We start from the raw sequence: 25,985 nt of genomic DNA, 5'->3' as shown, positions 1-25,985 counted from the left end.
TTCAATCACCATTGGCGCGATAGTCCGCACGATTGATGCCATGGCGCTGCATCTTATCGTAAAAGGTCTTTCGCGGAATACCGAGCGCGTCGATTGTTTCCTGAACATTGCCATTATTGGCGGCGAGCGTCTCGCGAATAAGAGTTTCTTCGTAGCGTTCGAGCCGTTTTGGAAGGGGCTCTTGATTGCTGACCATTGGCTGCGGGGATTGGGCTGGTTTTGCAACGCCAAGTGCCACACGGTCGGCGAAATGCGCCAGTTCGCGGACATTCCCCGGCCAGTTGTGGTTCGTTAGATGGCGGTGTATGGCGGTATCGATTGCTGGCACATCGCGACTAAAGCGCTTTGCAGCTCGTGTCAAAAAATGTGCGAAAAGCAATGGAATATCGTCCCGTCTTTCTCTAAGCGGTGGAATGGAAAGGGTGATGACATTCAGCCGGTAATACAGATCTTCACGGAAATCACCTCTCTGTACAGGGTCGCCAAGATCGATTTTTGCTGCCGCCACGACGCGCAGATCGACCGGACGAACGTCATTCGTACCGAGTGGAGTAATTTCCCGCATTTCAAGGACACGTAAGAGTTTAACTTGCGTCGCAGTGGACATGCTTTCAATTTCATCCAGAAACAGCGTGCCGCCGCTTGCATGTTCGATAAGCCCCAGCCGCTTTTTCTGGGCCCCGGTGAAGGCGCCTGCCTCATGACCGAACAATTCGCTTTCAATCACCGTTTCGGGCAAGGCGCCGCAGTTGAGCGCCACAAAATTACCTTTGCGGCGACGGCTCCATTTGTGCAGCAACTGTGCGACGACTTCCTTGCCGCTACCAGTTTCACCAGCCACGAGCACATCGACATCCGTGTCGGCAATATCGCGCAAAGTTCTGCGCAGGTTTTCCATCGCGGGTGTCTGGCCAATCAGCGGTAGATCGCCTTCTACATTATCGGCGGCTTCGCGCAGTGCGCGGTTTTCAAGGATCAGTTGGCGCTTTTCCCGTGCGCGGCGGATGCTGTGCACGAGCCTGTCGGCCGCAAACGGCTTGGCAATGAAATCATATGCGCCGTCCTGAATGGCCCGCACGGCCATCGGAATATCACCGTGGCCGGTAATCAGGATCACGGGCAGATCTGGATCAATCGCTTTGATCCGTGCAAAGAACTGGAGACCATCGATCTGCGGCATGCGAACATCTGTAACGACCACGCCGTCATAATCGGAGGTAACGCTGGTCAAGGCATCGAAGGCGTTTGGAAAATCAGCAACATCGAAACCGGCAAGTTCAAGCGTTTGACGGGTGGCGCGGCGTAGTGCCTTGTCGTCATCCACGAGAATGACCGAGGGGGATTTATCCATCATGCTTTTCTCAGTTCTATGCGGAACGATGTGCCTATGACGCTGCTTTCGGCGGATATGGTTCCGCCATAGTCGGTGACGATCTCCTTGACGATCACAAGACCAAGGCCAAGACCTTTTTCTTTCGATGTATTGAAGGGAGAAAACAGATTGTCGCGAATATGTTGCGGTATGCCCGATCCATTGTCGGAAATCGTTATGATAACCTTACCGTGAGTTTCGTGAGTACGAACTTCTACTCGTCCATCATTCTTTTCCAAATCAATGGCCTCCAGCGCATTTTGAAACAAGTTTATGAAAACCTGCTCAAGCCTGATCGAATGACCGATGACACGCAGTTCGGGCGGTGGCAACGCTATATCAAGTTGATCTATGCGCCCGGAGAAACGGCTCCGCAATAATACGAGTGCGCCTGAAATGACCTGACGGAGCGACGTTGGTTCGGAGGGTGAGCGTCCTTTTCTCGCGAGTGCTTTCAGATCGCCGGTGATTGTGCCGATACGATCTGTCAGTGCTGCGATTTCGTTGAGATTTTCAGCGGCATCTGAAAGGCGCTTCCGTTCGATGAAAGTTTTTGCGTTGTCTGCATAGGCACGAATGGTTGCAACGGGCTGATTGATTTCATGTGCCACGCCCGCCGCCACTTGCCCCATAATGGCAAGCCGGTTGGCGTGAACGAGATCTTGCTGCACACCTTGCAGCATTGTTTCGGTGCGGTGGTGGTCGCTGATCTCGGCTTGTAGTCTGTCGCGTGCCAGGCTGAGATCGCGGGTACGCTCTTCAACTCGTTCTTCCAGTTCTGCCTGCGTACGCCGGGCATCGGCAATGCGTGCCACGATCTTTTGTCTGCGTCTTAGAAGCAGTCCGCCGACCATTGCTGCTGCAGCCAATGCGATGAAAGCGAACAATCGGGCCTCGCGGATAGCCGCTGGAATTTGCGGACGAATTGGCGCGAGACTGTACATCTGCCAAGGGGTGGACGGTACTACCGAACGGATAGCAAGAAAATCGGTGTTGCGAGCATTGCCGGGTAACAAGGCATCAATAAGCATAACATCATCGCCATCACTTGATTTCACCGACAGAGGCAGGGGGCTCAGGGAAGCATCACCGAACTGAAGGCTGTCACGGATGGACCGGAGCTGTTCCTGGTCGATTGAACCAATGGTCATGAAACGCCAGGAAGGCAGGCTTGTAATCAGAACGATATTGCGCTCATCCGTCACAAAGGTTGGTCGCCCGGCATTGTTCCAGTCGCTCTCCAGTCGATCGAATTCCAGCTTGACGACAATCACGCCGAGCGGGCCGCCCGGACCATCAATACGGCGGGATATATATAGACCGGGACGGTTGCTGACATTGCCGAGCGCGAAATATTCAGCAGCGCCATTCTTCAATGCATCGTGGAAATATGGACGAAACTTATAATCGTTGCCGACAAAGCTGACTGGCCCGCGCCAATTGCTTGCAGCAATGGCAATGCCATCCATGCCCACAAGATAGATGACGGCTGCTTGCGTACCTTCAGCCAGCGTCTCTAGTTTTTCGTTCAACGGATTGATTGTTGCAGGCGTTTTGTCCCGTAGCGCCGCTTCCAGCGCCTTGTCCTTTGATAGTACCAGAGGAAGTGCCCGTTGCTTGTCGAGAACGGCGCGCAATAACGCGGTATTCAGGTTGGCATCGATCCTTGCCTGTTCGCTCAACGTCAGGACGGCTTTGTCTCGCGCCATATCGCCGACAATCCAGAAAGCAAGCGTGAAAACTGCAGCCCAAAACAATCCGAACAACGCCCATGTGCGGCGGTTGGAACTTGCTGGGTGGGTCTGGATGTCCATTGTTGATGGGGTCGAGCTCATTATTAACATTGTGCAATATCTCACACAGATCGGAAACAGAAATGTGCGGATAATCGCACTTTATTTGCGTTTCTATTCGAGTAAAGAGCACTAAATCAAATAAAAACAATTAGTTAATAAGGTGCCAGCAAACTGGCACGGACATTGCAATCAACACTATTAGCAGCGGCTTATACCGCTGAAGTTTGAGGCTGAAAGGCTCGGGAGGCTGGACAAGTTCCATGCTGGGCCAAACGGAGGATATCATGATTGCAGTACCGACAGGTGCGGCGGCCGAGCCGCGCGGCCCAATCCCCTTTTACAAGCATCTTTATGTACAGGTATTGGTGGCTATTGCTGCCGGTATTCTGCTCGGCCATTTCTATCCGGAATTGGGCACGCAACTGAAACCGCTAGGCGATGCATTCATCAAACTCGTGAAGATGATTATTGCGCCCGTTATTTTCCTGACCGTTGCAACTGGCATTGCCGGAATGACCGACATGAAGAAGGTCGGTCGGGTTGCCGGTAAGGCAATGATCTATTTCCTGACATTCTCGACGCTCGCCTTGATCATCGGGCTTATCGTCGCCAATGTGGTGCAGCCAGGTGCCGGAATGCATATCGACCCGGCTTCGCTTGATCCGAAAGCGGTTGCCAATTACGCTGCCAAGGCACATGAGCAGAGCATTACCGGCTTTCTGAGCAATATCATTCCAACGACAATTGTTGGAGCGTTTGCCGAAGGCGATATTCTTCAGGTGCTGTTTTTCTCGGTCCTGTTCGGTATCGCGCTGGCCTTGGTCGGTGACAAGGGCAAGCCTGTTACCGACTTTCTTCATGTCCTGACTGCACCTGTGTTCAAACTGGTTGCGATCCTCATGAAAGCTGCTCCGATCGGTGCTTTCGGTGCCATGGCGTTCACCATCGGTAAGTACGGCATTGGTTCGATTGCCAATCTCGCGCTGCTGATCGGCACATTCTATCTTACGTCATTGCTGTTCGTGCTTGTCGTTCTTGGGGCGGTTGCTCGCTACAACGGCTTCTCGATCCTTGCACTCATCCGCTACATCAAGGAAGAGCTGCTTCTGGTTCTGGGTACGTCATCTTCGGAAGCTGCGCTCCCCGCACTGATGGATAAGATGGAGAAGGCAGGCTGCAAGCGTTCAGTCGTCGGCCTGGTCATTCCGACCGGTTACTCGTTCAATCTCGATGGTACAAACATCTACATGACGCTGGCGGCACTGTTCATTGCGCAGGCGACGGATATTCCATTGTCGCTGAGTGATCAGATTCTGCTTCTATTGGTCGCGATGCTTAGCTCCAAGGGCGCCGCAGGCATTACCGGCGCAGGTTTCATCACGCTTGCAGCAACGCTGTCTGTCGTTCCGTCTGTCCCGGTTGCGGGCATGGCCTTGATCCTCGGTATCGACCGATTCATGTCTGAATGCCGTGCACTGACCAATCTTGTTGGCAACGCGGTTGCAACCATCGTTGTGGCTCGTTGGGAAAACGAACTCGATACCGGTAAGCTTGCTGCCGCGATGAACGGAGCGCCTGTTATCACAGATATTGTTCCACAAATGGAACCTGCCGAATAAACTGCCACTGGCTTGAACAACAAAACGGCCCGCTTCCGACGGGCCGTTTTATATTCAGCGTTCGACCGGCTTGCCCTGTGTTATCAATCGGGCACTGTGCTGTCCGGAAATATAGGTCCAGAGCCAGCTCCAGGCGACGGCTGCACGGCTTCGCGTTCCGATGAGGAAGAAGATATGCGCGATACCCCAGAACCACCAGGCGATGATTCCCTTGAGTTTGAAGCGCCCCATATCGACCACAGCAGCGCCTCTGCCTATGGTCGCAAGGTTGCCCTGGTGCTTGTAACGGAACGGCATCGGCGGCGTCTTTCCTTCGATGCGGCTTCCAATGACTTTGGCAACATAGGCACCTTGCTGTTTGGCGGCGGGCGCGATGCCAGGAACCGGCTTGCCGTCCGGTCCTTCGACCCATGCAGTATCACCGATGACGAAGATATCATCATGTCCCGGTACATTGAGGTTGGATAGCACTTTTACGCGTCCTGCGCGGTCGCTTTCGGCATTCAACCATGTCGCCGCAGGAGAGGCGGCAACGCCCGCGGCCCAGATTGCAGTTCGGCAAGGAATAAACTCTTCGCCCACCGTAACGCCTTCGGTTGCGATGTCCTTGACCGGAATTCCGAGCCTTACTTCCACCCCCAGTTTTTCGAGCGCTTTCAACGCATAATTCGATAAATCTTCAGGAAACGCCGCCAGAATGCGTGGACCTGCTTCAAGCAGCATCACGCGTGTCTGCCGCGTGTCGATATTCCGAAACTCCGGCCAAATCGTCTGTTTGGCAAGCTCCGCGATAATACCGGCAAGTTCCACACCAGTTGGGCCGCCACCCACGATGGCGAATGTCAACAGCGCCCGCGTTTTTGCTTCATCTGTTTCCCGCTCCGCCCGTTCGAAGGCTAGAAGCAAGCGGCGGCGAATGGTGGTTGCATCCTCAAGCGCCTTCAATCCGGGTGCTAGCGCTTCCCATTGATCGTTGCCGAAATAGGCATGGCGCGCTCCGGTCGCGAGTATGAGCATATCATATGAAATTTCAGTGCCGTTTTCGAGCTGTACCTGACGACGATCAGTATTCACATCGGTGACTGTGCCTAGCAACGTAGTCACCTCTTTCCGATCTTTAAACAGATGCCGGATCGGCCATGCGATTTCGGACGTAGCAAGAATGGTTGTCGCGACCTGATATAGAAGCGGCTGAAAAAGATGATGATTGCGCTGGTCTATAAGTGTAATCTGCACATCGACCTTTCGAAGGTCGTGGATCAGTTGCAATCCGCCAAAACCAGCACCGACGACAACGATATGGGGTTCGCGTTTTTCGTTCATTACTTTCCGCCTGCTTTCAATATTCCATATGTAGCCAGCCGGTTCGTCGTGAACAGGGGCATTTGACATAGTTTATGTCTGTATCCGGTGTTTCCGGGCCATCCATCTCATATTCATCACTTTCAAGTTTTTATCAAAGATCGTTGTAAAGAAATTGCCTTCATCCTCAAATAGAATGGTTCTAGAGGGCGATCTCAACTTTTTAACTTATGTTTGCGCGGTCGTGGTTTCTTTTTACATTTGTGTTGTCGACCTCTTGTCTTTGGCATTTCCGCTCTAGCTAATCTTTGGTTGTTATCGGAGCTTGGAGGGACGGATGCATTGGCTTCAGGCAATATTTCAGCAGGCACCCGAAATAGCTTTATTCCTCTCCTTGGCCGGGGGGTATGCCATCGGCAAGATACACTTCGGCAAGTTCCAATTGGGAGGAGTTGCCGGGTCACTGCTTGTCGCGGTGATAATCAGTCAGGTAGGTGTCCAGATCGACAATGGGGTGAAGGCTTTGCTTTTCGCCCTTTTTATTTATGCAGTCGGTTTCGAAAGCGGTCCACAATTCTTCCGTTCGCTCGGGCGGCAGTCGCTGCGCGAGATCGCAATGGCTGCGGTGCTTGCGATCAGCGGTCTGGCAACGGTTGTAATCATGGCGCGCATATTCGGCTTGGACAAGGGGCTCGCGGCAGGTATCGCCGCTGGCGGGCTAACACAATCGGCGATTATCGGAACGGCAAGCTCGGCCATTTCGAAACTTGGACTTGCCGCTGACGAAGTGCAGCGATTACAGGCCAATGTCGCGGTTGGATACGCCGTCACTTATATTTTCGGTTCCTTCGGTGCGATTATCGTCTGCGTCAATCTGCTGCCGAAATTCATGGGGCGCACTATTCGTGACGATGCCATCAAAGCCGAAGCTGAACTATTGGCCGGCATAAGGGTATTGGGACAGGGCGAAAGTGAAGCTGCTCCCGACCTGGTGGGACGCATCTACAAGGTGGAGCAGGCCGCCGGAAAAACTGTGGCTCAGATTGAGGCGATGACCTCAGTTGAAAACGCCATGACCGTAGAACGTGTCAAACGCGCCAACAAGATTATCGGTCTTGCGCCCAATCTGACACTGGAGCGTGACGATATTGTTCTCGTGGCCGGTCGGCGTGCGGGGGTCGTTGCGTCCGGCAATCAGATCGGCGCGGAGCTGCAAGCCTCGGAAGGCATGGATGTCGTTGTGCAGATCCGTGATGTCACGATCACCTCACCGGATTATGTCGGCAAGACCGTAGCTGCGATCAAGGACAGTATAAGTTCCGAGCTACGCCACGGCGTCTACGTTACCGGAGTAAAACGGGCGGATAAGCCTTTGCCGTTGCAGCCGGATACGGTCATCAATGCTGGCGATGTCGTTTCACTATACGGCACTGATCAGGATCTGCAGCGTGCTGCGAAGTCTATAGGTCCGGTGATTGCTCCAAGCGACAAGACCGATTTCGTGTTTCATGGGCTCGGCATTGCTTTAGGTCTCTTGATTGGTCTGGCTGTCGTGCGCATCGGCTCAATACCGCTAACGCTTGGTAGCGGTGGTGGTGCGCTTCTGTCGGGTCTGCTCTTCGGCTGGTATCGCAGTCGCAACATGACTATCGGCAATATGCCGACCGGAGCCTCAACATTGCTGCGTGATCTTGGCCTAGCGGGATTTGTAGCGGTTGTCGGTCTCCAGTCAGGTTTGCAGGCCGTTCAGACAATCATCAGTAGTGGTCTCACCATTTTCCTGATCGGTGTGGTCGTAACGATCCTTCCGCTAATCATCACGATGTTCTTTGGTCGTTACGTGCTGAAATACGACAATGTGGCTGTGTTTGCGGGCGCGCTTTCCGGCTCGCGCAGTGCAAATCCTGCTTTTGGCGAAGTGTTGGACAAAGCAGGTAATTCCATTCCTACCACCCCGTTCGCAATCACCTACGCGCTTGCCAATGTCTTTTTGACATTGCTTGGGCCGCTGGTGGTCGCTTTCTCCTGAGGAGTAGATCATGGTGAAGACTGATTATAGCAAATATGCAAAGCTCAGCCCGTTCGAACTTAAGGATGCACTGATCCAGTTGGCGTCCAGCAAGGCTGACCTGACCATGCTGAACGCCGGTCGCGGAAATCCGAATTTCCTTGCGACCCTACCGCGTCGCGCCTTTCTGCGGCTGGGGCTTTTTGCCGTCGCCGAAGCGGAACTTTCATACTCTTATATGTCGACAAGCGTCGGCGGTTTGCCGAAAGTCGAAGGAATAGAAGGGCGATTCCAGCGTTTTCTTTCCGATAATGGCGATCAGCCGGGAGTAAAATTTCTCGGGCGGGCTCTGTCTTATGTTCGTGATCAGCTTGGCCTTTGCCCTTCGGAATACCTGCACGAAATGGTGGAAGGTATTCTTGGATGTAACTATCCGGTTCCGCCGCGCATGCTGAAGATCAGCGAGGAGATCGTGAAGCATTATCTCGTGCGCGAGATGATCGGCGGTTACATGAGTTCCGATCAACTCGATGTTTTTGCGGTAGAAGGCGGAACTGCCGCCATGACCTATATTTTCGACACGCTGAAGCAGAACAAGATTCTCGATGAAGGCGATACCGTTGCCATCGGCATGCCCGCTTTCACGCCTTACATCGAAATACCGGAACTGAACAATTATCGGTTGAAGGAAGTGCACATCAATGCCGACCCGCATCAGGGTTGGCAATATCCGGAAGCAGAGCTGAACAAGCTGCTCGACAAGTCGGTCAAGGTCTTCTTCTTGATCAATCCGAGCAACCCACCTTCGGTCAAGATGGATCAACGTGGCCTTGAGCAGATCGCCAGGATCGTAAAGGAAAAGCGCCCCGATCTCATGATCCTGACCGATGACGTCTACGGCACTTTTGCGGACAACTTCAAATCGCTCTTCGCGATCTGTCCCTATAATACGATGCTGGTCTATTCATTCTCGAAGTATTTCGGTGCAACGGGCTGGCGTCTGGGTGTCATTGCAATGCAGAAAGATAATGTTCTGGATGAGAAACTGAAGAATCTTCCGTCATCGGCAAAGAAGGAAATGAACGAGCGCTATTCCTCATTGACGCCGGATGTATCGAAGCTGAAGTTCATTGACAGGCTCGTCGCGGATAGTCGTACAGTTGCGCTAAACCATACGGCAGGTCTGTCAACGCCTCAGCAAGTCCAGATGGTGCTGTTCTCGTTGTTTGGCCTTATGGACGAAAAAGATTCCTACAAAGCCGAGCTTAAAAAGCTGATCCGCCATCGCGAAGCAGCGCTTTATCGCGAACTGGGGTTGGCGCCTCAGTCCGGTGAGAACGAGGTCGACTACTATACCTTGCTCGACTTGGAAGATATTGTCCGCCGTCTGTATGGCGATGACTTTGCCACATGGGTAAAGAAGAATATCTCTCCGACCGAGCTGCTTTTCCGCATAGCGGATGAAACCGGCATTGTTATGCTGCCGGGCACAGGCTTCGGCACCTTGCAGCCTGCAGGCCGCATCTCGCTGGCCAACCTCAATGAATATGAATATGCCGCGATCGGACGTTCGCTCCGGCGTATGGCGGAAGAGGTTTACAATAAGGAATTCGAGCCTAAGAAAAAGAAATAAGTGGTCAGGGCAGGGGCGCAATCAGCGCCCCTTCTGCAATCAGACTGAGGACAGAACCAGCAAATCCCGGCGAACGTCGTCACCAGTGCCGCTTGCGAGCTGTTTCTCGATATCGGCATGCGTGGTCTTCCATATAGGCACGGCTGCAGCAAGAGCAGTCTTTCCCTCAGATGTGAGCTGCAATAAACGCTCGCGTCTGTCGTTCGGGTTTACGACGATCTCCACCCAGCCCTGCCGCTGCAATGGCTTCAAGGCTGCAGTCAAAGTCGTCTGATCCATGGCCAGGAGTTCGGCAACCGGCTTCATCGGCGGTGGCGTCGGGCGATTAAGCGACATCATCAATGAGAATTGCCCATTGGTCAGCCCAACCGGACGCAGGGCATCGTCAAAACGTCGGGCGAGAGCGCGTGCGGCGCGCTGAACATGCAAACAAAGGCAGGTGTCCCGAACCAGAAGTGTTGTTTCAAAAGGTACATCGAGGCTATTTGACATGCATTATTAATATTGATATCAATGTAAATCGTCAAGCGGGAAGATTGTTATCTGGGCATGGACACGGGGCAAAAGCCGGAGGAGGGCTTGCACCATGAATGAGGTCGTATCCCGAGAAGTCTGGCTTGAGGCGCGGCGCGCGCTTCTGGCAAGCGAGAAAGAAGCCACCCATCTGCGCGACAAGGTCAATCGTGAGCGGCAGGCTCTGCCGTGGGTGAAGGTTGATAAAGACTATACATTCGATACGCCTTCGGGACGGAAAACACTTTCTGACCTGTTCGACGGGCGCAGCCAGTTGCTGATCTATCATTTCATGTTCGGACCCGACTGGGATCAAGGTTGCACAGGATGTTCGTTCCTGGCCGATAATCTTGATGGCGCCGTGACACATCTCAATAATCACGACGTCACGCTCGCCGCCGTTTCGCGCGGACCGCTGGCAAAGCTGGAAGCTTACAAGAAGCGGATGGGTTGGCACTTCCCCTGGGTTTCGTCAGAAGGCAGCGACTTCAATTTCGATTACCACGTCTCCTTTACGAAGGATGAACTCGAGAACAATCGTGTTTTCTACAACTTCGAAAAGCTGGCGGCAGAAGATGCTTTCGATGAGCTGCCCGGCATGAGCGCTTTTTACAAGGATGAAAACGGCGCGATCTATCATACCTATTCCAGCTATGCACGCGGCATTGAAGAATGGATCGGCACTCTGATGATCCTCGACCGCGCGCCCAAGGGGCGGAATGAAAATGGCACGATGCATTTCGTCAAGCGGCACGATGAATATGAGGCGCAGGCTTCCAAACATAGCTGCTGCGGCTGATCGTTCGAACGCGAAACAAAATCCAAGGGAGTACATTCAATGAAAAACGGTTCTTCTCCGTTCGTCTGGTACGAACTTATGACGACAGACGCTGATAACGCGCAGGACTTTTATACGAAAGTTGTCGGCTGGACAGCGAGAGATGCCGGAGTCCCCGGCATGAAGTATACACTGTTCGAAGTGCCCGGATGCATGATCGCCGGCATGATGTCGATGGCGGATATGCCAAAAGAGGATTGTGGAGGTGAACCCGGCTGGATCGGTTATGTCGGTGTGACAAATGCCGATGAATATTCCCGGAAAGTCGAGGCAGAAGGCGGCAAGGTTTTAAGGGCCGCGCAGGATATTCCGGACATCGGACGGTTCGCGATTGTTTCGGACCCACAAGGTGGCGTCTTTGCACTCTTTGAGCCGAAGGACGACATGCCGCCACCGGCCGACTTTGGTTCGCGTAAACCGGGACATCCGGGCTGGCATGAACTATACGCCCAGAATTGCGAGACGGTATTTCCCTTCTACGAGAAAGTATTTGGCTGGAAGCTCTCACGCGACTTCGACATGGGGCCCATGGGAAACTACAAGGTGTTTAGTGTCGATGGCGCCGATCACGGCGGCATCATGACCGCACCTCCCGGTACCCATGTAGGTTGGGGTTTCTACTTCATGGTCAATGGCGTCAAAGATGCTGCCAGCAAGGTCAAGTCTCTGGGCGGAGCGGTCTTGCAAGAGCCGATGGAAGTGCCGAATGGCGAATGGGTTGTTCAATGCAAGGACCCGCAAGGCGTGAACATCTCGCTTGTAGCGCCGAAACCGTAGAATAGATTGCGCTGCGCGATTGACTGCCGATACATTTGCGATGATTGAATGGAACATCGAAACGTATCGGCGGAAGATTGATCATGCACGACAGAAGGATGCGTCAGTCTCAACGGGCTGGAACTGTGTTCGCCGCAGATGTTGGCGGATCCTTCATCCGGCTGGCGCGTTCAACACATCCAGGAAGTATCGAGCTTCTTGAAAAACTGCCGACATCAGCAAACAGTTGGGAAGAATTCGGGGGCGCATTGGAAACAGCGCTTCGTATTCATGCATCGAACGACGAAGGGCCACTAGCGCTTTCCATTGCCGGATTGGTTGATCCGGATACAAGTACCGCTTTCTCTGCCAATATCCCTTGCATCACCGATCACAGGCTAAGCTTCGAACTCGGCGAGCGATTGCAGCGACAGGTGATCGCCGCCAACGATGCCGATTGTCTGGCCCTCGCCGAGGCAATCGAAGGTGCTGGAAAAGGACATGAGATTGTTTTCTGCATAGTGTTGGGTACTGGTGTTGGCGGCGGGCTTGTTGTCGATGGTCGGTTGGTTCGTGGTAAAGGCGGCTTGACCGGCGAATGGGGGCACGGCCCGATCCTCAACACCTGTGTAGAAATCGACGGACAAACTGTGCTGGTCCCACGCTTCAGTTGTGGTTGCGGGCAAAGTGGTTGTGTCGATACGATTGGTGGCGCACGCGGGATCGAGAGACTACACCAGTTTCTGAATGGTATCGAAGCGAGCAGCCATAGAGTCCTGCGGGAATGGCTGGAAGGTCGTCAGGAGGCAAGACGGACAATTGCCGCCTATCTTCAACTGGTGGCCGATCCGCTCGCCGCAGTCGTCAACGTAACCGGTACGTCGATCATTCCGGTAGGCGGCGGGCTTGCTACCGCTTCGGAGTTGGTTTCGGCGCTTGACACGGCGGTGAGAGCCAGAATTCTGCGAAAAACTGACAGGCCGTTAGTCGTTCCAGGTATATTCGGCAGCGATGGCGGTTTGGTGGGGGCAGCGATATTGGGGCATCAGACGTGAGTATGTTACTTGAAGTCTGCGTAGATAGCGCTGAAGGGTTGCGGTTGGCAATCGAAGGCGGTGCAGATCGCATCGAGCTCTGTTCTGCGCTTGAACTGGGTGGATTGACGCCCTCACAGACTTTGATGGAGCTTGCCTCGAAAGCACCGATCCCAGTTTACGCAATGATCAGACCGCGCGCGGGCAACTTCCGCTTTTCGACTGAAGATGAGGCCGTAATGGTGTCCGACATAGGCAACGCCAGAAGTGCTGGTTTGACTGGTGTCGTTGTCGGCGCTTCGCTGAATGATGGTTCACTGGATGTTACTATGCTGGAAAGACTGCTTGCGGAGGCAAAAGGTCTTGGAACGACGCTTCACCGCGCTTTCGATCTGGTTCCAGATATGACGGTTGCACTACAGCAGGCAATTGCACTTGGTTGCGAGCGCATCCTGACGTCCGGCCTGTCACAAACTGCGGAAGAGGGGCTGGATAATTTGCAGCGGCTGACTGGAATTGCTCGCGGGCGCATCAGCATCATGCCCGGCAGCGGTGTCAACGCTGAGAATGTGGGCCGAATAATTGAAGCGACTGGCGCGACAGAAGTTCATGCTTCGTGCCGCGTCCCGCTCGAAGAGAAGGATTTTCGCGCTATCGCCTTCGGTTTTGCTGTCGAACAGTCATTTCGGACATCGGCCCAGCGCGTAAGCGCTTTGAAAGTCGCAATCGAAAGCATTTAAAAAGGGCGTTTATTCCAAATTCAGGGTGTCTGTGAGTGTAAAATCCACGAACCGTTTGGTTCGCGAAGCGGAAGTTTCTCATACACTTTAAGGTGACACTCAAACCCTATTGCCACTCTGAAAGAGTTTGAGTAGAAGTGACATCACATCAAGAGTTGGGGAGACGCCCAACGCCAACCTGCCTCTCCGGGCAAGGTGGTACTCTCTGTAAAGAGAGGATGTGGCCAAACCGGCAAATATACGGATAAAGCCACTCGCGTCATCTCCAGCATAAACTAGGGACCGACGCGACATGCCGATTAAAATTCCTGATGATCTGCCAGCAACCAGTGTTCTCCAGGCCGAGGGCGTTATGGTCATGCGCGAAGCAGATGCCGTTCGTCAGGATATTCGTCCGCTGAAGATCGGCCTGCTCAACCTAATGCCCAACAAGGTTACCACCGAGACGCAGATTGCTCGCCTTCTCGGAGCAACCCCGCTGCAGGTCGAGCTGACCCTTGTTCGTATCACCAATCATGTGGCACGCCACACGCCTGCTGATCACATGCTATCCTTCTATCAGCCGTGGGAAGAGGTGCAGGACCAGCGATTTGACGGCTTTGTCATCACAGGGGCTCCGGTCGAACGTCTCGAATTTGAGGAAGTCACCTACTGGGACGAAATGCAGCGTGTCTTCAACTGGACGCAGACCCATGTACACCGGACTCTGAATATATGCTGGGCCGCGCAAGCCGCTGTTCATCATTTCCATGGCATGGGCAAGTACGAACTGCCGGGTAAGGCATCAGGCGTCTATAGCCAACGCAACCTTGCACCGTCATCGCCCTACCTTCGCGGGTTTTCGGATGATTTCAAGATCCCGGTTTCGCGCTGGACTGAAGTGCGCAAAAGCGACATTCCGGCCAATAGTGATCTGAAAGTGCTAGTCGATAGTCCAGAGACGGGGCTTTGCCTGCTTGATGACCCCCGTCATCGCTCGCTACACATGTTCAATCACGTGGAATATGACACTACATCGCTTGCGGATGAGTATTTCCGTGACATTCAGGCTCAGCCTGAAACGAAGGTTCCGGCGAATTATTTTCCCGGTGACGACGCGACGCGCCAGCCGGAAAATCGCTGGCGCAGCCACGCGCATCTTCTTTTCGGAAACTGGATCAACGAGATGTATCAATCGACGTCCTACGACCTGGAAAATATCGGGAAGCGTTGAGAGCGCACAACAGCGAAAGCGCGACTGGAAAACACCCGATCCAGGGCAGGGCTTGCAGGGGCAAGCGTTGCAGTGCAAGCCCACCTGTCGCGGTGCCAAGCGCGACGCCTATGTGCATGGCTGACAGATTGATCCCGACACCTGCATCTGCGGTTGCTGGATCGGTTGTGATGAGAAAGCTCTGAACGACGGGCGATATCATCCAACTGATGCAGGCCCAGATCATCAGTACCGCGCCGAAAATAGTGCTGGACCCAGTCGTGAGCGGTATCGCCGCCAGGGCCGTCAGATAGAAAAGTGGCGTCAGCACGAGAGCCAGCCGCGGTGACAGTTTGTCAACAAGCAACCCTCCCAGATATCCTCCGGTCATTCCAGCTACACCGAAGGCCACCATTGCCCAGATAACGTTTTGGGAAGAGATTTGCACTGCTTCCAGAAGGTATGGCGAGAGATAGGCGAATAATGCGAAATGACCGCCGATCATAAGGATGGAAACAAGTTGCGCTGACACCAGCCGGAATGATTTCAGATGAGGTTTGTAGGGCGGTACACCGCCCAGACTGCATCCGGCTTGGGACAGTGAAGCTGATGATAGAAGCAGAGCCAAAGCTGCCATCAATGCCAGACAGAAGAATACTGTGCGCCAGCCCAGCCAATCGTTGACGATCATTCCTGCTGGAACGCCTGCCACCATCGATCCGCTGATGCCCATGAATATGATTCCAATGGCGCGTCCGCGCATCGCAGGGCTGACCAGTTCGGTTGCCAGCATTGTGGCAATCAGACAGACGACTGCGCTTGCAGCAGCCATGCACATACGAGCGGCAAACAGGATGAGATAGTTGGGGCTGATGCATGCGATGATATTGCTTGCAATGAAAACGGTCAGTGCACTGATCAGAATGGTTTTTCGCTCAAACCGCGCCGTGAGGATGAGTGCCAGTGGTGCAGTCAGAGCAAAGGTAATCGAGAAAACAGAAGTCAGTTGCCCGGCGGCACTGACTGAAACATTCAAACCGCGGGCGATGCCCGGAAGAATGCCAACGATGATATTCTCCGCGGTGCCAGTAACGAAGGTTGCCAGCGCCAACACGAATAGCCGAACGTCCATACTTGCCATTCCCTTTCATGGTAACACCATGCGGGCAGCAAATGGCCCGGCATGGCGATGTTGCATGCCGGGTTTCGAGGCAAAGCTTCGGTTATCCCTGATATGACCTCATAACACTCAAACTGGCCGGTGGCCAGTTCCGCAAGCGATTAGAGCGCATCCCGAAAAATGTGAAACGATTTTCGGATGAGATACGTGTAAAAACAAAGAATTAGATCATTCCAATGATTCAATTTAAGCTGGAAATGCTCTAGCTGGCGGCGCGCGCCAGCCATCTGTGCCAATCGTCTTCGGAGCCGTGGAAGACATTCAGGTCGATTTTTTCATTCACGCCCTGTGACAGCCCTGATCCTGAATACTGCCAGAAGGTCCACGGGCGACCCGGATAGACCTTGGATGGATGCTGGGCGACGGCACGCAGCCAGAATGGATAATTGGTGAAGGCGCCTTTCAGATTGTCATCGTAGAAATCCGGTGCGGTATAGATGATTGGCCGCTTGCCGTAATGCTGCTCCAGCCTGTCCATAAAGACCTGCATTTTTTCCCGTACCTGCGCCGGAGAAGGCCGTCTCTTGCAGGAGGAATCGCCGTTCCATTCGACATCGATGACAGGTGGAAGCGCGTCGGCTTCCTTCGGAACGTTGCGGATGAACCAGTCAGCCTGCTGGCTTGCTACGCGACACCAGTAGAAGAAATGGTATGCGCCGCGCTTGATACCCGCCGCTTTCGCCCCGCGCCAGTTCTCGCGGAACTTAGGATCAAGATGGTCACCACCATCGGTTGCCTTGATATAGGCGAAGTTTGCCCCTTGCGTGCGCAATTTTACCCAGTCGATATCGCCCTGCCAGCGAGATACGTCTACGCCGTGCACTGCCAGCTTGCGCGGAGAAGAGCGTCCAAAATTGATCGGTTTCGCATCACGGAAACGATGACTGTAGATTTTCGACCGTTCTTGCGGTGCAAGACGCACTGGCGGATAGGCTGCGACTTCGGGCTTTGGAACCGAGATGCGCGCCTGTGGTCGTTCTTGTAGCTGTGGCTGTGGCGTGATGGGCGCAGGTGGTTCCGCCTTGAACGGGCCCGCATCAGGTATGGGGCCGGCCCAGGCCAAAACTTCTTCCTGCTGGGATACCGGCATTGGCTGCGGTGCGCTTGCCATTTCGCTCAAGGGAGCGGGCGGGACCGGGCGAGCGACCGAACTCGTGGTCTCAGCCGAGGTCTTCGACTGGAGCATGATGCTGTCGATGCCGGAACTTGACGTACAGCCCGTCAAAGCGGCGCAGGCAAGGGCAATGACTGATACAACCGAAGAACGCATGAGCACCCGTAACGCAAAACAAGTGGGCTGCAACGCTCTTTCCGAGCTAATTGCCAGTCGAAGCTTACGGGGAAATGCTGAATCCAAAGTTTACGAAATTGCTAATGCACACTCTCTAATTCGATTGTTCGAGAATTTTTATCAGCGCTGTTGCCGAATTCTCCAATGCAGCTTCATCAAATCCTGAGAATCCGAGGATAAGCCCCTGACGTGGCGTCAGTTTTGTATAGAGCGTTGATAGCGGATAAACCTCGATACCAGCATCTGCGAGAATAGTGGCAAGGCGCGTATCGCTTTGCCCGTCTGGCAAAGCCAGCAGCAATGAAAGCCCGGCAGGAGGGGCTTCAATTCGGAAAAGCTTCGGATCTCCGGGAGCGAGCGCCGCGATCAGCTTCCGCCGCCGCGATGCATGTATGCGCCGCATGCGCCTGATATGCTGGGCAAAGGCTCCCGTTTCGATAAAACTTGCCAATGCTGGCTGGGCCAATGGCGATGGCGCGGGGAACAGACTTTGTCGCAGCGCTCTGAATCGATCAGTCATATGCGACGGTATAATCAGAAAACCCAGTCGCAAGAGTGGTGAGAAGACTTTGGAGAAGCTTCCGATATAGAGGATGCGTTCCGGGTCGAGTGACATCAGGGATGGCAGGGGCTGACCGACATAACGGTGCTCGCTGTCATAGTCGTCCTCAATGATGAGGGCATCGTGTTCTCTCGCCCAAGTGATAAGTTCCAGCCGGCGACCCAAAGTCATCGTTACGCCAGTTGGGTGATGTCGCGCCGGTGTGACAAAGGCTGCGCGGGCATCCAAGGCTCTTTCTCGCCCCACCGAAACGTCAAGGCCTCCTCTATCGACAGGAATAGGGATGACGTCGAGGCCATTGACGCCAAGTATCTTGCGTGCGGGCGGATAACCCGGTTCTTCCATCCACAGCTTGTCGCCAGGCACGAACAGGGATTCCCTGATGAGCGAAAAAGCGTCGGCACTACCTGCGGTAATGATGATCTGTTCCGGTGATACGATCATACCACGCCATTCGTGCAGGTGGCGGGCCAATGATATCCGCAGGGGATGGAAGCCGAACATGTCCTCACTGTCCAACAGGTCCGGGGAGGGCGCGCGCCAGATACGCCCGAGCAGTTTGCCCCACTGATTGTGCGGAAAATGATCGTTATCAAATACGCCCAGCCGAAAGGGTTTGGTTTCCTCTCGATGAAAACGCTGGGGCGTTGTCGCTCGGTGCGCAGGCTGCTGGTTGACCGTTAGACTGGTGTCTGGAAGTTCTGCCGCGACATGGGTGCCGGAGCCTTGCCTTCCCTCTAGATAGCCTTCGGAAATCAACTGGTCGAATGCGGCGAGAACGGTGGTGCGGGAGAGGCCCAGTTCCAGTGACAAGGCGCGCGTGGACGGCAATCTCGCATCAGGCTTCAGGCGCCCGGCCAGGACCGCCTGCCTGATCTGCTCGACCAACTGGGTGGTGAGCGGGATATCGCTGGCGCGGTCAATCCCTAACTCTGGAAGCGTGTTGAAAATTGGCATTATTATATTCATTCAAAGTGGCTATTCTCTCAAAGCCACTATGGCGCCAATCTGGCCGAACATAAAGGAGAAATATCGGCCATGACGACAGTCCCTTCCGAACGCAGCCGCGTAAAACGCATGCATGAGCGCGGTGCCTATGACGCAGCCACGGTTCACGCAATCATCGATGCGCAGCCTCTGGCGCACGTGGCGTATGTGTTTAACGGAACGCCCTATGTCACGCCGACGCTGGTCTGGCGGGAAGGCAATTTCATTTACTGGCACGGATCATCCGCCAGCCGTATGCTGGAAAGCTGCAACGAAACTGAAGTTTGCGTGAGCTTTACGCTGCTTGATGGATTGGTTCTCGCCCGCTCGGCATTCCATCATTCCTGCAATTATCGCTCGGTCATGGCTTTCGGAACAGCGCGCAAGGTGACGGATGCTGCAACGAAAGAACATCACTTGCGCAGTTTCGTGAACGGTCTGCTACCAGGACGTTGGGAAGGGCTGCGCCCAATGATGGCCAAGGAACTGAAGGCCACCATGCTTCTGGAACTGGAACTGAATGAAGCCTCGGCAAAGGTTCGTTCTGGTCCGCCGAAGGATGATGATGCCGATTATGCCCTGCCGATCTGGGCAGGCGTCATTCCGATGACCACCCAGATGGGTGCGCCGGTGGATGACGGTCGTATCCTGCCGGGTGTCGCCGCGCCGGATGCCATCATGCAATTCGGTTATGTGGCGGAAGCGGCAGAATAAGCCGCCGTTTGCTCAAGCGGGTCCGAGAAAGATGTGCGTCTCGGACTTCGCAATTCCGTCCATGGCGCGAATACCTGTCACCAGCCGGTGAAACTCATTCATGTTGGGGACTTCAATCTCGGCGATCAGGTCCCATGTTCCATTCGTGGTGTTCACAGCCGAAAAGCCAGGGTTTTTACGCAACGTCGCGATCACGCTTTTGATGTTTCGTCCGGTTAGTTCGATCATCATGATACCGCGGATCATGTCGGTGGAACCGTGATCTTTCAGCCTCACGGTAAAGCCTGCAATGACACCCGATGCGATCAGACGCTCCATCCGGCTGTGTATCGTGCCGCGCGCCACACCCAGAATGCTGGCAAGCGTCGGGATGGACGCGCGCGCATTGATGCGCAGTTCCGAGATTAATCGTTGATCCAGATCATCCATCAATACACCACTGTTCTGACGATTTCGTCAGTTTAATTGCGTTTATCGCAAATTGCTGAACATTTCTATGCCGAAATGGCGTTTTCGTTGATCCTTTGCTCCGTTAGCCTGCTTGAAAACAAACAAGCCGGATAAGCAGCAGCGCAACCGGCAAGGGGAATTTCGGAGGTAGATCGATGGAGCTTTTCTTTCTCCCGCTCTTGGGTAACCAGGACGCGATGATCTTGCCTGTTCCGAATCGGTTTTCCCGAGAAATTTGTCGCCGCCTGTCGGGCGTCGACGATTTGGAAAGATGCGTCCCGCCAGGCGCTCGGAACGGGCATCGCCCGTGATCGCGTTACGGTCACTTAGGAGAAAAATGAAATGAAAACCCTTTTGTCTTCGCTCATTGCCGCCGGCGTCGGCGCGCTGATGATGCTTGCGCCCGCTCATGCGGGTGACCTCGAAAAGGTCAAGCAGAGCGGTGAATTGCGTATCGGCATGAGTGGCGTTTTTCCGCCGTTCAGCTTTGTTGACGGCCAGAACCAGGTTGTCGGCTTCGACGTTGATATCGGCACTGAAATCGCCAAGCGCCTTGATGTGAAGCCGGTTGTCGTGACCACCGCTTTCGACGGTATCATTGCCGGACTGCGTGCAGGCAAATTCGATGTCGTCGTGGGTAGCATGAGCATTACGCCGGAACGTGAAAAGGCCGTCGATTTCGCAGGCCCATACTATCGCGGTGGCCGTGGAATCTTCGTGACGGAAGCTTCGCCAATCAAGTCCATGGACGAACTGAAGCAGGGCAAGACCATTGCCGTTACGCTTGGCGAAACCAGTGACAAGTGGGCGCGCGAGCAGGGCGGCTGGACCGTCCGTACCTATAAGGGCATTCCGGAACTGCTGCTCGAGCTTCGTTCGGGACGCGTGGACGCCATTGCATCGGACGACATTCCGATCCTGATTGCCATCAAGGAAAGCGGTGAGAAGGTTCGTCAGCTCGAAACGCCTGAACTTAAGGGCACCGATAATGTCGGGATTGCTCTGCGCAAGGGGAACCCCGAGCTGAAGGATGCGATCAACAAGGCTCTCGATGACATGAAAGCTGACGGTACCTACGAGAAAATCTCGACCAAGTGGGTCGGTCGAGACATCCGCTAACCGTATGAAACCCCTTGCCGGGACGACTGCTAAAACAAGTGTCCCGGCAACTTGGCTTTCCGACTTGGTTTTCCAGACAGGAAAGGGGAGATAATGAATTTCTCTTTGATGGCGGAGGTCTTTCCATACTTCCTGGAGGCCGCCCTGGTTACCGTCGAAATATCGGCGCTTGCCATTCTCATCGGTTTGAGCGTGGGTGCTCTTGCCACAGCCGCGAAACTTTCGCGCTTCTGGCCGCTGCGTTTCATCGGAACAGCTTATGTCAGCGTGTTTCGCGGCACACCGTGCCTGCTGCAGCTTTTTGTTCTCTATTTCGGTGGACCGCAAATTGGCATCAATCTCGAACCGTTCGCAGCAGGTGCTATCGGTCTTGGTCTCAACATCGGCGCTTATTACGCCGAAGCCATGCGGGGCGCCATTCTGACGGTCGATGTCGGTCAGAGGGAGGCTGCCCGTTCTATCGGCTTTGGCAGCGGACAGTCGATGCGCTTTGTGGTGTTGCCCCAGGCAGCACGGCTCATGATCCGCTCGCTGGGCGTCAACACTGTCATGCTGATCAAGGGATCGGCTCTGGTTTCAGCGATTTCCGTGGTCGAATTGACCTACACGGCCCAACGATTCATCGGCTCGACCTACCGCCCGTTTGAAATCTTCGGCATCGCCGCGGCCATCTACATGGTTCTCATCTACATTGTTGCACGCTTCGTCGATTTCCTCGAAGCCCGCTACGCACTCAAATAGGCGGTGATCCCATGCAACTCGATTTTTCCATCGTCCCGCCCTATACCGAACTTCTGATGACGGGCGTCTGGTGGACGCTTATCATCGCTGTCTCCTCGTCCATTGTCAGCTTCTTCGGCGGTATCGCATTCGCCCTGCTCGTGCTCTATGGCAATTGGCTGGTGCGCTATCCTGTTCGCTTTTTCATCTGGCTTTTCATGGGCACCCCGCTGCTTCTGCAGTTGTTCCTGCTCTATTACGGTCTCTCGCAGATCGGCATCAACATACCGGCTGTGTGGACGGGTATCATCGGCCTTGGCTTGCATTTTGCGGTCTATAATTCTGACATCTTCCGCACCGCGATCCAGACCGTCGATCCGGGGCAGAATGAAGGCGCACGCTCTCTTGGCTTCGGCAGTGGTCAGACACTGCGCTACATCATCGTGCCGCAGGCCGTCCGTAACGCGCTGCCACAGGTGGGTAACAACCTCATCGCCCTGCTGAAGGATACGGCACTCGTGTCGGTGATCGGCATTACCGAGCTCGTGCATGCATCGCAACAGGCGATCAGCGAAACCTACAGCCCGTTTGAATTCTACATCACTGCCGCAGTGATCTTCTACGTACTCAATCTCATCCTGGAAGCCGGATTGCACTGGATGGAAAAGAAAGTCGAGGCTTACCGATGAGCAACAGTAACCCCATGGTGGAAGTGCGGGACGTCCACAAGTCTTATGGCGCACTCGAAGTCCTCAAAGGTATCGACCTGTCTGTCGGACGCGGCCAGATCATCGCGATCATCGGTCCGTCCGGTTCCGGTAAAAGTACTTTGCTGCGCTCTATCAACCATCTGGAAACGGTCAATTCAGGCCAAATCCTGCTGGACGGCGTTCAGGTCAACCAGTCGTTGAGCGGACGCGCTTTCGAGCGGCACATCAATGCAGTGCGCCAGCAGATGGGCATGGTTTTCCAGCACTTCAATCTGTTTCCGCATCTCAATGTCATGGAAAATATCACGCTCGGCCCGATCAAGCTTAAGGGCAAGAGCAGGCAGGAAGCACAGGAACTGGCCGTTTCACTTTTGAAGAAGGTTGGCCTTGCTGACAAGGCTTCGATGTATCCGTCGCGCCTGTCGGGCGGACAGAAACAGCGCGTGGCTATCGCTCGTGCACTTGCCATGCAGCCGAAAGTCATGCTGTTCGATGAAGCGACCTCCGCGCTTGACCCGGAATTGGTTGAGGAGGTCAACCAGGTCATGAAGCAGCTTGCACAGGAGCACATGACCATGCTGATCGTGACCCACGAGATGCGCTTTGCCGCTGAAGTCTCCGACAAGGTGCTCTTCATGGACAAGGGCGTTGTGGTTGAGGAAGGCAAGCCGGACGTGATCTTCAGCAATCCGGAAAATGAACGAACGAGAGCGTTCCTCAAAAAACATCTCAACCAGTAAGTCGACGTTTAAACCAGTTTTGAGAACCTGTCTGTGCCTTCAACAAGGCACGGAGACGGGGAATTATTGAGCGAGGAAAGACCGTGACATCCCCAAAAGAATGGAACCCGACGGAACGGGTGCGAGAACTCTCCTATCGCATGGTACGATGGCCGAGCGAGACCGGAACGCCTGATGAGGCATCCTTCGGTCCGAAGCTTGCCGAGCTTCTGCGTGAGATTCCTTATTTCCAGAAAAATCCAGACGACATTGCCGTCATCGACAGTCACGGTTCGCCGATGACGAAGAATGTCATCGCGGTCGTTCGCGGTACCGGGCGGCGAACCCTGGCGCTGGCCGGACATTTCGACGTGGTGGAAACGGGCAATTATCGCGATTTGAAGCATCTGGCTTTCGAACCGGACGCCTTGCTGGAAGCTCTTCTGGCAGATCTTACGAGCCGCCCGCTTGCACCGAACGAAGAAAAGGCGCTCGCTGACTTCCAGAGCGGGAACTACATCCCAGGACGCGGCATGCTCGACATGAAGAGCGGCGTAGCAGCGGGTATCGCCACACTGGAATATTTCTCGCAACAGCTTGATCGCGAAGGCAATCTGATCCTGTTCGCGACCCCTGACGAAGAGCGCGGTTCGCGGGGAATGCGCAGCCTGCGCGACGCCTTGCCTGAGCTTGCCGAACGATGGGGCCTCGACATCGTCGCTGGTATCAATCTGGATGCAACAAGCGATCAAGGTAACGGCGCGGAAGGCCGCGCCATTTATCGTGGCACAATCGGCAAGCAGCTTCCCTTTGCTTTCGTCGTTGGGCAGCCGTCACATGCGAGCTATCCGTTCGAAGGTGTCAGCGCGCACCTTATCGCATCCGAAATTATGCGGGCGGTGGAAGCCAATGCAACCCTCTGCGACACGGCGGATGGCGAAGTTTCGCCGCCTCCGATCTGCCTGGAGGCGCGGGATTTCCGTGGCGGCTATGAAGTGACCACACCGGAACGAACATGGATCGCCTTCAACTGGCTGACCCATTCCGTTTCGCCCGACGCGTTGTTCCAGCGGTTCAAGGCGGTTGTCGGCGAGGCGTTGGATCGCGCGATCACTCACTTCAATGTCGAAGCGGAGCGATTTGCAAAGCTGGTCGGCAGTGAAGCCGACATAAATTACAAGGGACGAATTCTAACTACGGCGGAGCTGCGCGAGGAGGTCCGCCGTATCGGTGGCGATGCGGCGCTGGAACGGCTTGCCGTGATGGAGGCCGAACTTTCGAGTAGCGACAACCCACTCCTCATGACGCGAGAACTCGTCAATTGCATGGTAGCCGAGGCACGTATCACAGGCCCAACGGTCATTATAGGTTTCGGAAGTCTCGTCTATCCGCATGTTCGCATGGGGTCTGAAACGGCTGAAGAACAGCGTTTTGCAGATTCTTTGGAAAAGGCGCGTGCGGATGCGGAACGTCAGTTCGATACGACGATCCGATATAGGGAAATCTTTGCCGGGATTTCGGATATGAGCTTCTTCGGTCATATCCCCGACGCGATGGATAGCGAAGTCATCGCGGCCAACACGCCCGCCGCTCAGTTTATCGACCGCGCCAATCCAAAGGCGCTTTCTTATCCTGTAGTAAATATCGGCCCATGGGGACGCGAGTATCATCAGCGGCTGGAACGGGTCTATGCGCCCTATGCCTTTACGGTGCTACCGCAGTTTCTCTATGGCATCGCTGCGCGGTTCCTGAAGTCGTAGCAGTCCGCAAGTAGCGCCTTATTGTCCCTCACATTACCTGATTGACTGTAATAGCGATCATGTGGAGGACGTCATCGGCGGAGCAGCCGCGGGAGAGGTCGTTTGCGGGTTTGGCGAGGCCCTGGAGCACGGGGCCGATGGCCTGTGCGCCGCCGATGCGCTGGGCAATCTTGTAGCCGATATTGGCGGCTTCCAGATTGGGGAACACGAAGATATTGGCATTGCCCTTCAAAGGAGAACCCGGTGATTTGGCATGGCTGATCGCCTCCACGAAAGCGGTGTCGAACTGCAACTCGCCATCAATGCACAGATCGGGTTTGCGCTCCCGCACCGTCCGGGTTGCCTGAACGACCTTCGATACGCGTTCATGCGCGGCGCTGCCGCCGGTGGAGAAGGACAGCATGGCCACGGCCGGGTCTTTCTCGGTCAGTTGGCGGTATGAATCGGCCGACTGGATGGCGATATCGGCCAGTTGGGCGGAATCCGGTTCCACCACGAGGCCACAGTCGGCAAAGACGAAAGCGCCTTTCTTTTGATGATGCGACTGGCACAACAGCATCAGGAAGAAGCTGGAGACAAGCGAAGCGCCTTCGGCCTTGCCGATGATCTGCAGGGCATGGCGCACCACATCGGCTGTCGTCGCAACCGCACCGGCCACGGTTCCATCCGCATCGCCTTCCCGCACCATCATGGCGGCAAAGCCGAGCGGTGTCTTCACCATAGCTTCGGCCTGTTCTTCGGTCATGCCCTTGGCCTGACGCAGCCGATAGAGCTTCTGCGCGTAATCTGCGCTTCTGTCCGATGTTTTGGGATCGATGATCGCGATCTTTGAACCGTCGATCTGTCTGCCGATGATATTTTCAGACCCCAGAAGTGTGACGCGGGCAATGGCTTCCCGTTCGGCACGCAGCGCCGCATCGATGATGCGCGGGTCTTCGCCTTCGGCCAGCACGATGTGGCGTGGCCTTGA

23 protein-coding genes and 1 riboswitch are annotated in these 25,985 nt (G+C 54.7%); of the genes, 14 read left to right on the top strand and 9 right to left on the bottom strand.

Annotation, left to right across the window (positions count from 1 at the left end; all coding sequences use genetic code 11):
- Position 1 precedes the first annotated feature (1 nt).
- A complete protein-coding gene (locus ACYSN1_RS16045) occupies positions 2–1,351 on the bottom strand; it encodes a sigma-54-dependent transcriptional regulator (protein WP_461726635.1) in 1,350 nt (449 codons plus the stop codon).
- Positions 1,351–3,216 carry a sensor histidine kinase gene (locus ACYSN1_RS16040; RefSeq protein WP_461726600.1) on the bottom strand — a complete coding sequence of 622 codons (1,866 nt, stop codon included), beginning with the start codon at positions 3,214–3,216 and terminating at the stop codon, positions 1,351–1,353. The genes ACYSN1_RS16045 and ACYSN1_RS16040 overlap by 1 nt, the downstream gene beginning before the upstream one ends.
- 236 nt (positions 3,217–3,452) lie before the next feature.
- Between ACYSN1_RS16040 and ACYSN1_RS16035 the strand changes: the two genes are divergently transcribed.
- Positions 3,453–4,787 (top strand): dicarboxylate/amino acid:cation symporter, encoded by a 1,335-nt coding sequence (locus tag ACYSN1_RS16035; RefSeq protein ID WP_461726599.1) that lies wholly within the window; start codon positions 3,453–3,455, stop codon positions 4,785–4,787.
- Between the two features lie 54 nt (positions 4,788–4,841).
- On the opposite strand, the gene ACYSN1_RS16030 is transcribed toward ACYSN1_RS16035, so the two are convergent.
- Positions 4,842–6,110 (bottom strand): NAD(P)/FAD-dependent oxidoreductase, encoded by a 1,269-nt coding sequence (locus tag ACYSN1_RS16030; protein ID WP_461726598.1) that lies wholly within the window; start codon positions 6,108–6,110, stop codon positions 4,842–4,844.
- A gap of 316 nt (positions 6,111–6,426) precedes the next feature.
- Between ACYSN1_RS16030 and aspT the strand changes: the two genes are divergently transcribed.
- Together aspT and ACYSN1_RS16020 are read left to right on the top strand one after the other, a co-directional pair.
- Complete coding sequence (gene aspT / locus ACYSN1_RS16025) at positions 6,427–8,118, top strand: aspartate-alanine antiporter (RefSeq protein ID WP_461726597.1); 1,692 nt, start codon at positions 6,427–6,429, stop codon at positions 8,116–8,118.
- A gap of 10 nt (positions 8,119–8,128) precedes the next feature.
- The gene (locus ACYSN1_RS16020; protein WP_461726596.1) at positions 8,129–9,730 is read left to right on the top strand and encodes a bifunctional aspartate transaminase/aspartate 4-decarboxylase; all 1,602 of its coding nucleotides are present in this window, start codon (positions 8,129–8,131) and stop codon (positions 9,728–9,730) included.
- Positions 9,731–9,769: 39 nt separating this feature from the next.
- On the opposite strand, the gene ACYSN1_RS16015 is transcribed toward ACYSN1_RS16020, so the two are convergent.
- Positions 9,770–10,222, bottom strand: coding sequence for a MarR family winged helix-turn-helix transcriptional regulator (locus tag ACYSN1_RS16015; RefSeq protein WP_461726595.1), 453 nt, complete (start codon positions 10,220–10,222; stop codon positions 9,770–9,772).
- Between the two features lie 94 nt (positions 10,223–10,316).
- Between ACYSN1_RS16015 and ACYSN1_RS16010 the strand changes: the two genes are divergently transcribed.
- The 5 genes from ACYSN1_RS16010 to ACYSN1_RS15990 all read left to right on the top strand — a co-directional run bounded on the left by ACYSN1_RS16010 (position 10,317) and on the right by ACYSN1_RS15990 (position 14,824).
- Entirely contained in the window at positions 10,317–11,042 is a 726-nt protein-coding gene (locus ACYSN1_RS16010; RefSeq protein ID WP_461726594.1) for a DUF899 domain-containing protein, read from the top strand.
- 39 nt (positions 11,043–11,081) lie between these two features.
- Positions 11,082–11,858 (top strand): VOC family protein, encoded by a 777-nt coding sequence (locus ACYSN1_RS16005; RefSeq protein ID WP_461726593.1) that lies wholly within the window; start codon positions 11,082–11,084, stop codon positions 11,856–11,858.
- Positions 11,859–11,941: 83 nt separating this feature from the next.
- Entirely contained in the window at positions 11,942–12,892 is a 951-nt protein-coding gene (locus ACYSN1_RS16000) for an ROK family protein (RefSeq protein ID WP_461726592.1), read from the top strand.
- Positions 12,889–13,611 carry a copper homeostasis protein CutC gene (locus ACYSN1_RS15995; RefSeq protein WP_461726591.1) on the top strand — a complete coding sequence of 241 codons (723 nt, stop codon included), beginning with the start codon at positions 12,889–12,891 and terminating at the stop codon, positions 13,609–13,611. Before ACYSN1_RS16000 ends, ACYSN1_RS15995 begins: the two co-directional genes overlap by 4 nt.
- 140 nt (positions 13,612–13,751) lie before the next feature.
- Positions 13,752–13,861, top strand: a riboswitch (SAM-I-IV-variant riboswitch).
- 42 nt (positions 13,862–13,903) lie between these two features.
- Positions 13,904–14,824 (top strand): homoserine O-succinyltransferase, encoded by a 921-nt coding sequence (locus ACYSN1_RS15990; RefSeq protein WP_461726590.1) that lies wholly within the window; start codon positions 13,904–13,906, stop codon positions 14,822–14,824.
- On the opposite strand, the gene ACYSN1_RS15985 is transcribed toward ACYSN1_RS15990, so the two are convergent.
- From ACYSN1_RS15985 to pdxR, 3 genes are all read right to left on the bottom strand, one after another.
- Positions 14,769–15,935 (bottom strand): MFS transporter, encoded by a 1,167-nt coding sequence (locus ACYSN1_RS15985; protein WP_461726589.1) that lies wholly within the window; start codon positions 15,933–15,935, stop codon positions 14,769–14,771. The two genes, ACYSN1_RS15990 and ACYSN1_RS15985, sit on opposite strands and share 56 nt — an antisense overlap.
- A gap of 250 nt (positions 15,936–16,185) precedes the next feature.
- The gene (locus tag ACYSN1_RS15980; protein WP_461726588.1) at positions 16,186–17,253 is read right to left on the bottom strand and encodes a glycoside hydrolase family 25 protein; all 1,068 of its coding nucleotides are present in this window, start codon (positions 17,251–17,253) and stop codon (positions 16,186–16,188) included.
- A 115-nt stretch (positions 17,254–17,368) separates the two neighbouring features.
- Positions 17,369–18,793 carry a MocR-like pyridoxine biosynthesis transcription factor PdxR gene (gene pdxR, locus ACYSN1_RS15975; RefSeq protein WP_461726587.1) on the bottom strand — a complete coding sequence of 475 codons (1,425 nt, stop codon included), beginning with the start codon at positions 18,791–18,793 and terminating at the stop codon, positions 17,369–17,371.
- 81 nt (positions 18,794–18,874) lie between these two features.
- Between pdxR and ACYSN1_RS15970 the strand changes: the two genes are divergently transcribed.
- Positions 18,875–19,537, top strand: coding sequence for a pyridoxamine 5'-phosphate oxidase family protein (locus ACYSN1_RS15970; protein ID WP_461726586.1), 663 nt, complete (start codon positions 18,875–18,877; stop codon positions 19,535–19,537).
- Between the two features lie 12 nt (positions 19,538–19,549).
- Here the strand turns inward: ACYSN1_RS15970 and ACYSN1_RS15965 are convergent, their stop codons facing one another.
- A complete protein-coding gene (locus ACYSN1_RS15965) occupies positions 19,550–19,966 on the bottom strand; it encodes an Lrp/AsnC family transcriptional regulator (RefSeq protein ID WP_461726585.1) in 417 nt (138 codons plus the stop codon).
- Between the two features lie 363 nt (positions 19,967–20,329).
- Here ACYSN1_RS15965 and ACYSN1_RS15960 point away from each other — a divergent pair, with 363 nt between their 5' ends.
- The 5 genes from ACYSN1_RS15960 (at position 20,330) to ACYSN1_RS15940 (ending at position 25,015) form a co-directional block, all read left to right on the top strand.
- The gene (locus ACYSN1_RS15960; protein ID WP_461726584.1) at positions 20,330–21,106 is read left to right on the top strand and encodes an ABC transporter substrate-binding protein; all 777 of its coding nucleotides are present in this window, start codon (positions 20,330–20,332) and stop codon (positions 21,104–21,106) included.
- 93 nt (positions 21,107–21,199) lie between these two features.
- Positions 21,200–21,847: an amino acid ABC transporter permease gene (locus ACYSN1_RS15955; RefSeq protein WP_176036183.1), complete on the top strand. Its 648-nt coding sequence runs from the start codon at positions 21,200–21,202 to the stop codon at positions 21,845–21,847.
- Between the two features lie 11 nt (positions 21,848–21,858).
- Entirely contained in the window at positions 21,859–22,515 is a 657-nt protein-coding gene (locus tag ACYSN1_RS15950) for an amino acid ABC transporter permease (protein WP_461726583.1), read from the top strand.
- Entirely contained in the window at positions 22,512–23,276 is a 765-nt protein-coding gene (locus tag ACYSN1_RS15945; protein WP_461726582.1) for an amino acid ABC transporter ATP-binding protein, read from the top strand. The genes ACYSN1_RS15950 and ACYSN1_RS15945 overlap by 4 nt, the downstream gene beginning before the upstream one ends.
- Before the next feature lie 140 nt (positions 23,277–23,416).
- A complete protein-coding gene (locus tag ACYSN1_RS15940; protein WP_461726634.1) occupies positions 23,417–25,015 on the top strand; it encodes a M20/M25/M40 family metallo-hydrolase in 1,599 nt (532 codons plus the stop codon).
- Positions 25,016–25,043: 28 nt separating this feature from the next.
- On the opposite strand, the gene pta is transcribed toward ACYSN1_RS15940, so the two are convergent.
- The coding region (gene pta, locus ACYSN1_RS15935; RefSeq protein WP_461726581.1) for a phosphate acetyltransferase at positions 25,044–25,985 on the bottom strand (942 nt) is incomplete at its 5' end.

It is taken from the genome of Brucella sp. LJL56 (assembly GCF_054871705.1).
This window is presented reverse-complemented; position numbering and strand designations above follow the sequence as displayed.

Bases quoted from the DNA above. Each gene is read 5' to 3' on its own strand.
- ACYSN1_RS16045 (WP_461726635.1), bottom strand. From the start codon at position 1,351: ATGGATAAATCCCCCTCGGTCATTCTCGTGGATGACGACAAGGCACTA.
- ACYSN1_RS16040 (WP_461726600.1), bottom strand. From the start codon at position 3,216: ATGTTAATAATGAGCTCGACCCCATCAACAATGGACATCCAGACCCAC.
- ACYSN1_RS16035 (WP_461726599.1), top strand. From the start codon at position 3,453: ATGATTGCAGTACCGACAGGTGCGGCGGCCGAGCCGCGCGGCCCAATC.
- ACYSN1_RS16030 (WP_461726598.1), bottom strand. From the start codon at position 6,110: ATGAACGAAAAACGCGAACCCCATATCGTTGTCGTCGGTGCTGGTTTT.
- aspT (WP_461726597.1), top strand. From the start codon at position 6,427: ATGCATTGGCTTCAGGCAATATTTCAGCAGGCACCCGAAATAGCTTTA.
- ACYSN1_RS16020 (WP_461726596.1), top strand. From the start codon at position 8,129: ATGGTGAAGACTGATTATAGCAAATATGCAAAGCTCAGCCCGTTCGAA.
- ACYSN1_RS16015 (WP_461726595.1), bottom strand. From the start codon at position 10,222: ATGTCAAATAGCCTCGATGTACCTTTTGAAACAACACTTCTGGTTCGG.
- ACYSN1_RS16010 (WP_461726594.1), top strand. From the start codon at position 10,317: ATGAATGAGGTCGTATCCCGAGAAGTCTGGCTTGAGGCGCGGCGCGCG.
- ACYSN1_RS16005 (WP_461726593.1), top strand. From the start codon at position 11,082: ATGAAAAACGGTTCTTCTCCGTTCGTCTGGTACGAACTTATGACGACA.
- ACYSN1_RS16000 (WP_461726592.1), top strand. From the start codon at position 11,942: ATGCACGACAGAAGGATGCGTCAGTCTCAACGGGCTGGAACTGTGTTC.
- ACYSN1_RS15990 (WP_461726590.1), top strand. From the start codon at position 13,904: ATGCCGATTAAAATTCCTGATGATCTGCCAGCAACCAGTGTTCTCCAG.
- ACYSN1_RS15985 (WP_461726589.1), bottom strand. From the start codon at position 15,935: ATGGACGTTCGGCTATTCGTGTTGGCGCTGGCAACCTTCGTTACTGGC.
- ACYSN1_RS15980 (WP_461726588.1), bottom strand. From the start codon at position 17,253: ATGCGTTCTTCGGTTGTATCAGTCATTGCCCTTGCCTGCGCCGCTTTG.
- pdxR (WP_461726587.1), bottom strand. From the start codon at position 18,793: ATGCCAATTTTCAACACGCTTCCAGAGTTAGGGATTGACCGCGCCAGC.
- ACYSN1_RS15970 (WP_461726586.1), top strand. From the start codon at position 18,875: ATGACGACAGTCCCTTCCGAACGCAGCCGCGTAAAACGCATGCATGAG.
- ACYSN1_RS15965 (WP_461726585.1), bottom strand. From the start codon at position 19,966: ATGGATGATCTGGATCAACGATTAATCTCGGAACTGCGCATCAATGCG.
- ACYSN1_RS15960 (WP_461726584.1), top strand. From the start codon at position 20,330: ATGAAAACCCTTTTGTCTTCGCTCATTGCCGCCGGCGTCGGCGCGCTG.
- ACYSN1_RS15955 (WP_176036183.1), top strand. From the start codon at position 21,200: ATGAATTTCTCTTTGATGGCGGAGGTCTTTCCATACTTCCTGGAGGCC.
- ACYSN1_RS15950 (WP_461726583.1), top strand. From the start codon at position 21,859: ATGCAACTCGATTTTTCCATCGTCCCGCCCTATACCGAACTTCTGATG.
- ACYSN1_RS15945 (WP_461726582.1), top strand. From the start codon at position 22,512: ATGAGCAACAGTAACCCCATGGTGGAAGTGCGGGACGTCCACAAGTCT.
- ACYSN1_RS15940 (WP_461726634.1), top strand. From the start codon at position 23,417: ATGGTACGATGGCCGAGCGAGACCGGAACGCCTGATGAGGCATCCTTC.